Below are 14,288 nucleotides of genomic sequence, written 5' to 3' on the forward strand. Positions count from 1 at the left end.
GCTTAATTTAGATTACGGCGTTCAATAAAAAAGCGTTTTAAAAGCGTTTCGGCTTCAGCTTCGAGCACACCACCGGTATAGACCGTTTTAGGATGTAACTGAGTGCCCATCTTTATAAATCCGCGATTAGGGTCTGGCGCGGCATAGACCACACGCGCCAGTTGGCTCCAGTAAAGGGCGCCGGCACACATCTGGCAGGGCTCTAATGTAACATATAGGGTGCAGTCGCGCAGGTATTTTCCGCCCAGATAATTAGCAGCGGCGGTAATCGCCTGCATTTCGGCATGTGCAGTAACATCATTGAGGCGCTCGGTAAGATTGTGAGCCCGGGCAATAATGGTATTATTGATGACGATCACGGCTCCGACCGGTATTTCACCCTGATCAAAAGCAGCCTCAGCTTCCTGCAGAGCGCGTTTCATAAAATAGGTATCGTCAAAAGGATCTAATAAAGCCATTTAAATTTTTATTAGGATTATTGAAATACGGCGGTTTGTTAGGACAAGATATAAAGTTTTAAGGATTCATTTTAGGGCGTACCGACTAAATATTTCGGCTAACTTTGCCTTATGAAGTATCCCTTGCTAGAAACCATAGATTTTCCTTCAGATTTACGTGAACTTCCTGTTGATAAGCTCGAAGCTCTTGCTGCCGAAATGCGCCGGTTTATCATTGAAGCCGTTGCTGCAAAAGAGGGGCATCTGGGTGCGAGTCTGGGTGTGGTAGAACTTACATTGGCTTTGCATTATGCGTTTAATACGCCTTATGACAAGCTCATTTGGGATGTGGGTCACCAGGCATACGGGCACAAGATCATAACCGGAAGGCGCAGCGTTTTTGATACCAACAGACAGTTTAAGGGCATTAGCGGATTTCCGAAAATGGCCGAAAGCGAATACGATGCTTTTGGTACCGGTCACAGTAGTACTTCGATCTCCGCAGCATTGGGAATGGCAATCGCTTCAAGATTACAGGGCGATACAAAAAGAGAGCACATTGCGGTTATTGGAGATGCGTCTATCGCCAGCGGAATGGCCTTTGAAGCCCTCAACCACGCAGGGGACAGCAAAGCCAATATTCTGGTGATTCTAAACGATAATGCGATAGGAATTGACCCCAGTGTGGGCGCTTTAAAAAATTACCTGACTCAGGTTAAGACCGGAAGTCAGCGCAGTGTAAACATTTTTGAGGCATTAAATTTCAGGTATTTTGGTCCGGTTGACGGGCACGATATCGATAAGCTGCTGGAGATTTTTAAAACCCTAAAAAAGATCGAAGGGCCAAAATTTCTTCATGTGATTACCACAAAGGGAAAAGGTTTGAAGCAGGCAGAACGGGATCAGGTAAAGTACCACGCTCCCGGAAAATTTGACGCCCTAACCGGCGAGTTGAGTCCGGCTAAAGAAGCACCACAGCCTCCCAAATATCAGGATGTTTTTGGCTTAACTCTGGTTGAGCTGGCAAAAAAGAATCCAAAAATTGTCGGGATTACACCGGCAATGCCTACGGGGAGTTCTATGAAATATATGATGCAGGCTTTCCCTGAAAGAGCTTTTGATGTGGGAATTGCTGAGCAACATGCGGTAACCCTGGCAGCAGGAATCGCAGCTTCGGGAGGTATAGCTTTTTGTGCTGTGTATTCGACTTTTTTGCAGCGAGCGTATGACCAGTTGATTCACGATGTAGCCCTTCAAAAATTGCCGGTGGTGTTTTGTATAGACCGCGCCGGACTCGTAGGGGAAGACGGGGCAACCCATCATGGAGTATTTGATTTGGCCTACTTGAGGTGTATTCCTAATCTTATAATTTACGCTCCGCGAAATGAAGAAAGCCTGCGCAACATTATGTTTACGGCTCAGGAAGGTCTCGATTTGCCGATTGCCATACGTTATCCTCGCGGAAGAGGTACCGTCATTGACTGGAAAAAACCTTTTGAAAAGATAGAATTAGGCAAAGCCGAAAAACTCACCGAAGGCGATCGGCTAGCCTTGATTGTGACGGGCCATTTTACCGAGAAGGCTTTAAAACTCGCAAAGATCTTCAGCGGAAGCATTGCAGTGTATTATTTCGGATTTATAAAGCCTTTGGATACCGAAACGCTTCAGGACGTTTTCAGCACCTATGACAAAATCCTTACCCTTGAAGACGGAGTTGTCAAAGGCGGTCTGGCTAGTGCTATAGCCGAAATAGCATTGTCTTCGAATTATAAAGGCAAAATTATCAGCCTTGGTATCCCTGACGAATTTATGGAGCAGGGAAGTACTGAAGAGCTTTATCAATCTATAGGGTTAACGGATGCTCAACTTCAATCCACAATCCACGAGTTATTAGCAGAATAACTTAGTTAATGATGAGCTTCCTGCTTGCAGAAACTTTATCATTCTTAACCTGCAGGATATAAACGCCTTGTGATAATGATGAGGTATTGATTTCAATCTGATCAGACAGCACGTGTTTTTGAGTCAGGACTTTGCGACCACTAAGATCAAAAACCGTGATGTTTCCTTCTCCGAAATTGCCATTGATAAATACATTAACCTGACCTCTGGAAGGATTTGGAAACAGGAAAAAAGCTTCACCTATATCCTCAATTTCACCAAGACTAAGTGTACAATTTCCCTGAAACTCTTCAGGTACATCAAAATTTTCTATTTGGTCTAAACGAGATGTGGCTTCGCCCTGACTTGCGTTCACACCAAGCCCTCTGCGCGCAAATGCTTTCCAGATAAGACATGCGTGTTTTCCATCATAAAGAACTTCATCTGCAGCGAGAATGGCGTCACGACCATCTACAAAACCAGGTTGGCAGGGTTGCATTTTCATAGCTTGCATTACTAATTTTAAGGAGATGGTATTTCCGCCTTCACTCAAATAAACATCATTAGTAAACCCGTAAATATCTATAAGATCCCAGGTTAAATCCCAAAGCATGGAAGCCCAAACACTTCCTACGCCGTGTGGTGCTGAAAATTGAGTGTTATCATTAGTGTCGCCATAAGTTACCGGGTTTACAGATAAATCGGTACTATAGGGGAAGGGTCTTATACCGATTGTCTCATTTTCTCCCTGAACCACATAATTTCCAATTGGGCGTGACTGCTCAGGAGTATCTGAATCCTGCATAGTAAGGAGTAATCCTAAATAATCAGACCAGCCTTCTCCCATCTGTTCGGTATAAGTGATAGCAATACAATTGCCATCGTCATCACGCCGGGTACAGGTTTCTAAGCAATCAACCGTGTCTGGACCTCCTGTAAGACGCATAGAGACCCCGTGACCGTATTCGTGAACAATAATTACATTATCCAAGGAACCATCCTTTCTGTAAGGGCCCACATCAAACAGAGATCCATTAATTGTAGTGCTTGCTCTAAGCGCCTCTATGATTTGATCTCCGTCTGCTTTAGAAATCATTATTGAAGGAATGGTTATTTCGGGATCGCTGCCTCCCATCTGGATTATAGGATCATCCACATTGTTGACAATAATTACGGCTAAGGCGCCTGCATTTTGGGCAAGTATCACTTTTTCTGTAAAATTACAGCCACCTCTTCTAAAAACTGCAATTTTATTGTTTAGTGCTGAAGCATTTGTTAGGGGATCACAACCATCAAAAGCATCTGCAGATTCACCGCTATTATCATCTCTGCCTAAGACTAACGCTGCATTAATAGCTGCTTGAGGAAGTGAAGGTCCAAAGTCTGCGGGATAACCTGTATAGGGGCCTGCCAGTGCAGCGGGGCTGCTAATTGTTAGGGGTTGACCGGCATCACCAACAGCCGACCATAAAAACATTCTCATTATTGCAATGTCACCATCGGGATCAGTACCAAATGTTGCATTATTGAAGCCATTAATATCCTGGCCCGATGCAAAAACAGGGTCGCCATCACCTATCGTTTCTGTATTTCCGTTGACTACTTCTGTGCGGCCTCTCCCATAATTGTTAGCCTGAAAGTTTCCGCCGGCTTCGTCAAACCCATAAAAATAAAGGATGTCGTGAACCTTATTATTAATGAAAAAGAGATTAGTGAGCGATGCATCGGTGTATTCCTGAGGTTGAGAGTCTGCCGCAAACGGGAAATCAAAATTTAAATCAGCACCGCCATTTGGAGAGTCGCCTATTGAAAAGTCAGGTTCTAATAGAAATGCATACACATTATTGCCTCTTGTGATGGTGTAATCAGCGCCCTCTTCACCATCGTCATCATGCCAGCCAAAAGGAGAAGCGGTCAGATTTTGAGGCTCAGTAACAACCTGTTGATTGCCTTCCGCCGGACTTTCTAATGGCAGCGGGAAAACCAGATAGCGCTCTCCGGCAAGCAGCGAGTTTGCATTTGAGGATTTTGAAGTGTTAAGGCTAAGTTTTCTGGAGTTATTCTTATCTGAATGATGCGCAGTATGATTTCCAAAGTTACACGTAAGGAGGTGATCGTTTAAATTGAGCAAGTTTCCGGTGCCGGCATCAATTAAGGCACTCCACCAATGCTTCCCGTCTGGTGTATGAATGTTGATGGTATAGGCTAATTTAAGCGAGGAATTGTCAGAAGCAAAAAATACTTTTTGAGCAGTAATAGGATCGAGCGATATCCCTGATGGACTTAGTTTGTAAGATTTGTTTTCAACTTGATCAAGTATCTCCAATTTCTTAGCAGAACCTAAACGGAGTTGATTTGAAGCACTCTTAATTGCAGCAACAACACCTCGATCTGTTGTAATTGTTTTCTTTGTTGAAGTAGTCTGAACATAACTGTCTATTGCGTAAACTACTTCTTTATTTTTTAGCGTATATGAACTAACCGCCTTAAATACCGGAAGTCCCTGGTGTATTTGTTGGCCAAATACCTGAACCAAACCATTTGCAGCTGTAGAATAGGAAACGATTTGCCATTCCACATCCTTAGAATTATTTTTTCCCTGATTTTTTTTGAGGTGGTTATCAATTATAGATTTATAGTCCTTTGTTTGGGCATGAGAATAGGAGGCATAGAGAACAGTTCCTATTAAAATAAGAAGGTAGAGGTAATTTTTTTTCATAGCATAGCAATAAGCCTTGTAAATATCTAATATAGAATACTATTCTTATGTGAAGTTTAGATTATTTAACATCCAAACCTTTGATTTTTTTATAGTTCCGTAGGGCTTTGCCATCAGTCATTGTAGAGACGTGCAGGCAAATCTGGATGAGATTTTGATAGAGACTATTTTCCGGATTAAATTCATTAATCAGTAATTTTTGGATTAAGCGGTTGAAATGATTGTCGCTGTCATCAAGGGCTTTACAGCCTGCTTCAAGTAGGGTTGAAAGGATTTCATAACCCGCGATCTCTTTTTCAATTACTTCCCTACTGTTATAAATGCGGTCAATACTCAGATTAATAATATCTGTAATTTGTGCCTGATAGGCACTTTTATCTAATAAGGAATGGTGAAAGTTTCCGGAAAGAATTTCATTTTCGTGCATCATAAACGTTTCCACCGCTTCATTAATTAAGGTATTAATTGCAAGAGCTCGTAAATAGCTAACCCGGTCTGAAGTTTGAGAAAGTGCGTTGTACTTATTGCGGTCTATGGTTTTACCCACTAGTTTTACCATATATTCTAAAGCATACTCTTCAGGTATTAACCCCAAATTAATGCCGTCTTCAAAATCGATAATCGTATAACAAATATCATCTGCTGCCTCAACAAGAAAAGCCAGAGGGTGACGGTACCAACTCAAATCCTGCCCTGTGCCTCGTGGCAACAGGCCTAATTCTGCCGCGACTTCTTCAAAGAAGCCTTTTTCAGACTGAAAGAAACCATATTTCTTATCGCTGATGTCGCCGGTGGGTTTGTGAGGCAGGGATTCTTTGGGGTACTTCATAAATGCTCCAAGTGTCGCGTAGGATAGTCGTAGTCCGCCCGCCGCACCGGGTTTACTTTGGCTTAAAATCTTAAAACCGTTTGCGTTACCTTCAAACTTGATGAGGTCCTGATATTCTTTCGCCGTAAGGCTCTCTTTATACCGCTTTCCATATCCATTTTTAAAGAAATCACCAATGGCTTTTTCGCCACTGTGTCCAAAAGGGGGGTTGCCTATATCGTGGGCAAGAGCGGCCGCGGCTACGATGGCCCCAAAGTCATTAAACTTATAACCATGAATTTGTGAAAGATGCGGATGCTTTTTTAAGATACGCTTGCCCACCATACGTCCTAAAGAGCGACCTACAACTGAAACCTCGAGACTGTGCGTTAAGCGGGTATGTACAAAGTCGGTTTTTGACAATGGAATTACCTGAGTCTTGTCTTGCAGGCTCCTAAAAGCCGAAGAAAAAATGATACGATCGTAATCAACTTCAAAGCCCAAGCGTATATCATCCTGCTCACTTCGTAAACGTTTTGAGGTGTCGCCAAACTTCTTTAAAGACAGGAGCTGCTCCCAGTTCATCATAATCTAAGTTTTACGGCAATTTACATCTTTTGGTCGATAATCGGGATTAAATACAGCCGGGTAAGCCTTCTTCAAATTTTTAACAATGCGGTGCTGTTGTGGGCAGGCAATAGATTTAAGCTTCCGTTTTAGTCTCTTTTTAAACCTACTGAATTCGAGCTCACTGAAAATCTCTTAACATTTAGGTAACCATGAAGTAACCCCTAGCTTACGAATTGATAACACTGCATTAACCCCCCGGCGAAACATTAGGGACATCTTTGCAGCGACAAATAAAAGCATGTAATGAAACAACTATTTCCATTTTTTATCTTCTTATTTTCTCTAGCTGCAACGGGTCAAACCGGAACTATTGAGGGAACTCTTACAGATAAAGAGATGAACAATGAGCCACTTCCTTTTGCTAATGTGATTGTAAAGGGTACTACCAAAGGCGCAACTACAGATTTTGATGGTAAGTATATTATAGAGAATGTTCCTGTAGGAACATACGAAGTAGAGTTTAGTTTTGTGGGTTATGAACCGGTTAAGGTGCCCAATGTTGTTGTTGAGGCTGGAAAATTTACAAATGTAAGTACAGCTCTTGGTGCGAGCGCAGCGGCTTTGGACGAGGTGTTAATTCAGGTTCAAACAAGCAGAGAACGAGAAACAGCTCTTCTTTTAGATCAGAAAAAAGCAACTGAAATCAAAGAAAGTATTGGGGCTCAGCAACTTGCTCAGCAGGGGATTAGTGATGCCGCTACGGCAACCACTAAAATATCAGGAGTTACTAGTAGCGAGTCTAGTGGTGATGTATTTATAAGAGGTTTGGGTGATCGTTATTTATATACCACCTTTAATGGCCTGCCATTACCTTCAGATGATATTGAGCGTAAAAATATAGACCTTGGTCTTTTTAGTTCAAGTATTATTGAGAGTTTGAGTATCAGTAAAACATATTCCCCAACTGAGTCTGCAGACCAATCTTCGGGAACTGTAAATATTTCCTCAAAGCAATTAAGTGGTACTCAAGAACTAAGTGCAGGAGTTCGCGCAGGCATTAATACGAATGTCGCTCAAAGTGGTGTTTATGACAACTTCAAAGTAAGTCCTAATGCTTCTGATTATCAATTTGGATACCTACAAAATCAAAACTTTACAAATGTAGTTGTTCCTGAGCAGGTGGTTAATCAAGTACCATATCAGGCATTTCCTCGTCTTACCCAACAAACTTGGAATCCTTCAGTCGTAAATACTCCTGTAAATACCAGGTATTCAGTAAGTCTTGGAAAAAAAATCGGAGAAAAGTTGAAAGTATTTGGAACACTATATCAGAGTACCGATTTCAAATATCGTAAAGGTGTTTTTCGTCAATTTCGTTCTAACTTCTTAGAGGATTCTCTTACAGATGCTACAAATTATAATCGCACGGTGAATACCACTGCTATGGGAAATGTAGAGTATAGACTTGATGATGCTAATGAATTTAAATATGTTTCTCTTTTTATAAATAAGCTTTCTGATGAGGTTTTTGAAGGAGGTAGAAACGGTGAGGGTGCAATTTTTGAAGAAACAGATCCTCAGGAAGGATTAGGCCAATTCATAAGGGATCAGAATACCAAGCAAACGAGTATTTGGGTAAATCAGGTTTTTGGAACTCACAGGTTTGGTGAAAAACATAAACTGGATTGGGGATTAGGCTATAATGTAGTTTTTGCAAATGAGCCAAACAGGATTAGGAATGAAGTAAACTTTAACGAATCAAATGTTCAATTAGGTAGAACAGGAGGTTTTCAACAACGGAAATCTGCTCAGTATATTGATGATAATGAATACGCAGGCTTGTTGAAAGATGAGATCACGCTTAGTGATACAGAAAAACTTAAAACTAAATTAGTTGTAGGTCTCAACTATAGAAATAAGCAACGAAACTTTAGATCTCAATTTCTTGGTCTTGAGGAAAATACTTTGGGAGCAGTAAGACCTTCATCAATAGATGATTTGAGTTCGGTTTTCACTGCCGAAAATTTTGAAAACGACCTGTTGAAGTTTAATATTCAGCCAACAGATCTTTACACTGGTGAGTTAGACTCCAAATCTGCATTTGCTTCTTTCTCTTTAGAAAAAACAGCTTATAGTTTTTTTGTAGGAGCACGTTATCAAAGAGACGCTATAAATGTTGATTACAATGTGTCAAATATTCCAGGGAGGTTAGGTAGCTCTGTACAAGAATACGATAATCCGTATTTGACGGCTAATTTCAAGTATAATTTAAACGAGAAGCAAAGTTTACGTTTTGCAGCCAGCAGAACAATCACTTTACCTGAGTTTAAAGAAATCGCTCCATTTGAATACGTCTCAGCAGTTGGTCAGGTCACAAGAGGTAATCCAGATATTCAGGCTTCAACTAATTATAATTTTGATGTTAAGTATGAGTTTTTTCCAACTTCAGATCAATTACTTTCTTTAGCTGGCTTTTATAAGCTCATCGAAGATCCTATCAATAAGGTCCAAGATAGAGGTGCAGCAGGTATTTTTTCCTATTTCAATGCAGGAAATCAGGCTGATATTTATGGTCTTGAATTGGAAACCCGAGTGAACCTTTTGAAGAATGATGCTAGTGAAGGACCCAATCTGCGTCTAGGATTTAATGCTACACGTATGTGGCATAAGCAGGATCTAAAAAATGTTTTTGATGAAAATGGAAATTTTGTAAAAACGTTTAGATTCAATAACAAGACAGAAGAAGGATTGCAAGGGGCATCTGACTGGATATTCAATGCTAACTTGAATTTTACTACAAATACAGAAAATCCTTTTGAAGCTACTCTTGTCGCAAACTATGCTTCAGACAGTATTTTGGCTTTAGGTGCGCCTGAAGATCAATCACAGGCAGATACCAGATATAATGAATCTATTGTTGAAGAGGGTTATGTCACCCTGGATGCAGTTTTTTCAAAGCGATTTGCTGAAAGATGGAGACTTCAATTACGAGCACAAAATCTATTAAATCCTGAAGTTCTAAGAAGCCAACTTATAAACCCGGGAACAGCAAATGATAATGTTGAAACTAAGAGAATCGTAAGATCCTATTCATTAGGTAGCACTTTTTCTCTCGGATTATCATTCGACCTATAACTTTCTTAATTATAAATCAATTCCAAAAACGATGAAAAAATTAGCAGTTTATTTAATGAGCGGTTTTGCACTAGTATTAGGCTCTTGCTCTAATGATGCAGGAGACCTAATAATTCAAACAGGAGATAACGGAGGTACACCACCGGCAAGTTCAGAAGATTTGAGTGGTGATATTACAACCAATACTTCTCTTGATGCTAGTGTAAATTATAACTTAACAGGAGCTCTTTCTGTAAAATCTGGGGCTACATTAACCATTCCTGCCGGAACCACTATTACAGCAAGTACAGGAACAAGTGTTTACATTGTTGTAGAAAGAGGAGCTAAGATTGATATTCAGGGTACTGCCGCTAATCCTGTGACTATGACTTCTTCAAACAGAAACCCAGGTGACTGGGGTGGGCTTATCCTTTTGGGAAATGCAGTTTCAACACAGGGAACAGGTGTAACAGCTGAAGTAGGAGGTTTTCAATATGGGGGAACCAATCCGGCAGATGACAGTGGTTCAATTAACTATTTGATCATTAATTACGCAGGAGCTCAGATTAACGCTGATTCTCAGTATAATGGTTTAACATTATATTCTGTAGGATCTGGAACCTCAATTACCAATGTCGCTGTTTTGAACGGAACTGATGATGGTGTAGAATTTTTTGGAGGTTCTGTTTCTCCAACAAATATGTATTTTGAAAACAATGAGGATGACTCTGTTGACTGGACAGAAGGATGGAATGGAACATTAACGAATGCCTATATTCTTCATACAAAGGCAGGTTTCTCTACGGCATTAGAGGGAGACGGTCCTAATAACAACCCTAAATTTATCAACTTAACAGCTGTTTCAACAGTAGACGGAACAGCCTTACAGTTTAAAAAAGAATCTGGAGCTACCATTACGCGTCTTTCTTTAACCGGATATGAGAAATCCCTTGATTTCCCTAATAATGGGGCACTTACTAATGTTGAGATTGATGGAGAAACCGCTAATCCTGCCCTTACTTATATTGCACCTGCAACAGTTAACGTGAATAATTTTTCTTGGGTAAAATCAAATCAAAATGCACCACAGGTAGTTGCATTATCAGGAGAAGTTACTTCAAAAGTAAGTCTAGATCCTACCGTATCTTATCTATTAGAATCTTCATATATAGTAAAATCTGGTGGTGAATTGGTAATTCCTGCAGGAACTAAAATTACAGCTACTGACGGTGGTACTTCTGTTTACATCGCTGTTCTTCAGGGAGGAAAAATTAACATTCAGGGAACTCCCAATAACCCTGTCGTTATGTCTTCTCAAAACGCTAAACCAGGCGACTGGGGAGGTCTGACTATTTGTGGTTATGCAACTTCATCTCAGGGTACAGACGTGACCGCAGAAGTGGGTGGTTTTATCTATGGAGGTACAAATGATGAGGACAATTCAGGAAGTATTAAGAATCTTGTGATTTTGGGAACTGGAGCTCAGATTAATGCAGATTCTCAATATAACGGTGTTTCTTTTTATTCTGTGGGCTCAGGTACTACAGTAGAAAATATTGCAGTTATAAATGGAGCAGACGATGGAGTAGAATTCTTTGGAGGTACAGTATCTGCAACTAATCTTTACTTCGAAAATGATGAAGATGATTCTGTTGACTGGACAGAGGGATGGAATGGAACCTTAACCAATGTATACATTAGCCACTCTATTGCTGGTTTTTCTACTGCTTTAGAAGGCGACGGTCCTAATAATAATCCGAAATTCGTAAACCTTACTGCAATCTCATCAGTAGATGGAACGGCTTTACAGTTTAAAAAGCAATCTGGAGGGACCATTACAAACCTTTATCTTTCAGGATATGCGAAAAACTTAGATTTCCCAAATAACGGAGATTTAAGCAACGTAAAAATTGACGGGGAAGATGCTTCTTTGACAAAAGATTACAATGCAGGAACACAGGTAGATATTTCTACTTGGACCTGGAAAGATGCCAGACTTTAAGATTTATTTGAATTAGCCACTATAAAACCCCGAACCTAAGGTTCGGGGTTTTTGTTTTCCGCTAATTAGGCAGAAATAAAAAAAGCAGCCATCAAGGCTGCTTTCTCATTTAGATATACCGAAAGGGTTATAAGGTGATTTTCAAATTCAGCTCCTTTAGTTGGTCCTCGTCAATCTTAGCCGGAGCATCAATCATCACATCGCGGCCGGCGTTGTTTTTAGGGAAGGCAATAAAGTCACGTATAGTCTCCTGACCACCTAAGATAGCCACAAGTCGATCAAGACCAAAAGCCAGACCGCCGTGCGGTGGGGCGCCATACTGAAACGCATCCATCAGGAAGCCAAACTGAGCCTGAGCTTCTTCTTTAGTGAAGCCGAGGTAGTCGAACATTTTAGACTGGGTTTCTTTATCGTGAATACGTATAGAACCACCGCCTATTTCATTTCCGTTTAAAACAAGGTCGTAAGCGTTTGCCTTTACATCACCGGGATTGGTATCCAGCAATTCCATCTGGCCGGGTTTAGGCGAGGTAAATGGGTGGTGCATTGCGTGGTAACGTTCGGTTTCTTCGTCCCATTCCAAAAGCGGGAAATCTACCACCCAAAGCGGAGCAAATTCGTCTGACTTACGCAGACCCAGGCGATTGGCCAATTCCATACGTAAGGCGCTGAGCTGTGTGCGGGTTTTAAAGGTTTCACCTGAAAGTAGGCAGATGAGGTCGCCGGGTTTTGCACCTGTGACTGCTGCCCATTGCGCAAGGTCATCCTGATCGTAAAACTTATCAACTGAAGATTTAAAGCTTCCGTCTTCATTATATTTTACATAGACCATTCCCAAAGCTCCTACTTGCGGACGCTTCACCCAGTCTACTAAGGCATCAATCTCCTTTCGAGTATAGGCTGCCCCACCGGGCATAGCGATACCTACAACCAATTCGGCCTCATTAAAGATTTTAAAGTCTTTATGTTGTGCCACAGCATTAAGTTCGCCAAACTCCATCCCAAAACGAATATCCGGCTTATCGTTACCGTACTTTGCCATAGCCTCGTCATAAGTCATTCTCGGGAAGTTTTCGATCTCAAAGCCAACCACTTCTTTGAGGAGGTGCTTGGTTAAGCCTTCAAAAACATTCAGAATATCTTCCTGCTCCACAAAAGCCATTTCGCAGTCAATCTGTGTAAATTCCGGCTGGCGGTCGGCACGTAAATCTTCGTCTCTGAAGCATTTTACAATCTGAAAGTATTTATCCATTCCGCCTACCATAAGCAACTGCTTAAAGGTTTGTGGCGACTGGGGAAGCGCATAAAACTGACCTTCATTCATACGGCTGGGCACCACAAAATCACGGGCACCTTCGGGCGTAGATTTGATGAGGTATGGGGTTTCCACTTCAATAAAGCCTTTTTCAGAAAGGTAGTTGCGCACGGCAATGCTTACTTTGTGTCTAAAGATGAGCTTCTCCTTTACGGGATTACGACGAATGTCGAGGTAGCGGTATTTCATACGCAAATCTTCACCGCCATCTGTCGCGTCTTCAATAGTAAAAGGTGGCGTTTTGGCCTCGTTTAGAATGCTGAGTTCTTCTACCAACAGCTCTACATCACCGGTGGGCATTTTTGGGTTTTTAGATTCGCGCTCAATCACGTTGCCGGTCACCTGAATCACAAATTCGCGTCCCAGGGTTTTAGCACGTTCCATCACGTCTTTGGGAGTACGCTCTTCATCAAAAATAAGTTGGGTGATCCCGTAGCGATCGCGCAGGTCTACCCAAATCATAAATCCCTTATCGCGGGTTTTTTGTACCCAACCTGCAAGGGTAACCGTTTCATTTATGTGATTGGCGCGTAATGCGCCATTGTTATGCGTTCTGTACATGCTTGCTATTTTGAAGCTGCAAATTTAAGAAGATAAGCCTGTATTTAGACTTAAATACACAAAAAATGGCTTGGCAGCGCCAAAAGAAAGACTGGGGTTCAGGCAAAAAAAATCAGGCTACTTAGGAGAAGCCTGATTTTTTATATGAATTTTTAAAAATGAAAGGATTAGGTGATCAAATTCCCGTTCTCATCCCATTCGGCAATATCACCGGCTTTAGTGGGGTCTAGACACTTGGCCAGCCATTCTTCTTCATAAGCAACGCCATGCTGATCCAGGACATCCTGAGGCACGCCATCCCAAACATTAGGCTGATTCCCTTTATAGCCTATTTCTTTTATACCGATTTCTGAAGTGTAGAAACCGGTCATCGTGAGGTTGCGCACCAGCGAAAACCAGTTTACCTGAAACGAACGTTCGCTTTGCGGTTTGTTGGGGTCGTAAAAGGCGATATCATCCAGGATTTCTTTTTGCTGGTCTGCGGAAGCCTTTTTGAATTCGGCATCAAATCTTGAGTTCGACTCATGATCAAGCCACATCAAACCACCGCGCAGCGGGTTTTGCATTTCCGGAACGTCTAATGCTGTAAACTCGATAAATTCAACTACTTCTGCATCTGAAGCACTGGCAAATGCATCGCTTTTGGGTAAAATCAGATCGCAAAGCACACCCAGGCTTTCGCGTTCGTGCTCATTGAGAAATTCACCTTCCTTAACTTCTTCTATTCCCGCATTTTCTGCAGCGGTACGCCATTTAACGCCTTCTGCCGGCTCTGTTGCAACCGGTGCAGGAGCTTCCGCTTCCGGTTTGCAACCCTGTAAAGCAAGACCTCCCGCCAGAGAAGCCAGCACCATAGATTTTATACTGTCTCTTCTATCCAT

General features: G+C 41.6%; 8 protein-coding genes. 3 read left to right on the top strand and 5 right to left on the bottom strand.

The features are described 5' to 3' along the window. Window positions 1-2: 2 nt before the first annotated feature. Window positions 3-458, bottom strand: coding sequence for a nucleoside deaminase (locus CJ305_RS02305; RefSeq protein WP_099644613.1), 456 nt, complete (start codon window positions 456-458; stop codon window positions 3-5). A gap of 111 nt (window positions 459-569) precedes the next feature. On the opposite strand from CJ305_RS02305, the gene CJ305_RS02310 reads away from it, so the two are divergent. Then, window positions 570-2,339: a 1-deoxy-D-xylulose-5-phosphate synthase gene (locus CJ305_RS02310; protein ID WP_099644614.1), complete on the top strand. Its 1,770-nt coding sequence runs from the start codon at window positions 570-572 to the stop codon at window positions 2,337-2,339. A 1-nt stretch (window position 2,340) separates the two neighbouring features. Here the strand turns inward: CJ305_RS02310 and CJ305_RS02315 are convergent, their stop codons facing one another. Continuing rightward, window positions 2,341-5,037: a T9SS-dependent M36 family metallopeptidase gene (locus CJ305_RS02315; protein ID WP_099644615.1), complete on the bottom strand. Its 2,697-nt coding sequence runs from the start codon at window positions 5,035-5,037 to the stop codon at window positions 2,341-2,343. A gap of 61 nt (window positions 5,038-5,098) precedes the next feature. Then, the gene (gene dgt, locus CJ305_RS02320; protein ID WP_099644887.1) at window positions 5,099-6,430 is read right to left on the bottom strand and encodes a dGTP triphosphohydrolase; all 1,332 of its coding nucleotides are present in this window, start codon (window positions 6,428-6,430) and stop codon (window positions 5,099-5,101) included. 288 nt (window positions 6,431-6,718) lie between these two features. Here dgt and CJ305_RS02325 point away from each other — a divergent pair, with 288 nt between their 5' ends. Continuing rightward, window positions 6,719-9,550 carry a TonB-dependent receptor gene (locus CJ305_RS02325; RefSeq protein ID WP_099644616.1) on the top strand — a complete coding sequence of 944 codons (2,832 nt, stop codon included), beginning with the start codon at window positions 6,719-6,721 and terminating at the stop codon, window positions 9,548-9,550. Window positions 9,551-9,605: 55 nt separating this feature from the next. Then, on the top strand, window positions 9,606-11,531 hold the full coding sequence (locus tag CJ305_RS02330) for a hypothetical protein (protein ID WP_223248781.1): 1,926 nt from the start codon (window positions 9,606-9,608) through the stop codon (window positions 11,529-11,531). A gap of 127 nt (window positions 11,532-11,658) precedes the next feature. Here the strand turns inward: CJ305_RS02330 and aspS are convergent, their stop codons facing one another. Continuing rightward, complete coding sequence (gene aspS, locus CJ305_RS02335; RefSeq protein ID WP_099644618.1) at window positions 11,659-13,407, bottom strand: aspartate--tRNA ligase; 1,749 nt, start codon at window positions 13,405-13,407, stop codon at window positions 11,659-11,661. A 167-nt stretch (window positions 13,408-13,574) separates the two neighbouring features. Then, window positions 13,575-14,288: a gluconate 2-dehydrogenase subunit 3 family protein gene (locus tag CJ305_RS02340; protein ID WP_099644619.1), complete on the bottom strand. Its 714-nt coding sequence runs from the start codon at window positions 14,286-14,288 to the stop codon at window positions 13,575-13,577.

Origin of the sequence: Leeuwenhoekiella nanhaiensis (genome assembly GCF_002744755.1) — a bacterium.
In the GTDB taxonomy this organism is placed as follows: domain Bacteria; phylum Bacteroidota; class Bacteroidia; order Flavobacteriales; family Flavobacteriaceae; genus Leeuwenhoekiella; species Leeuwenhoekiella nanhaiensis.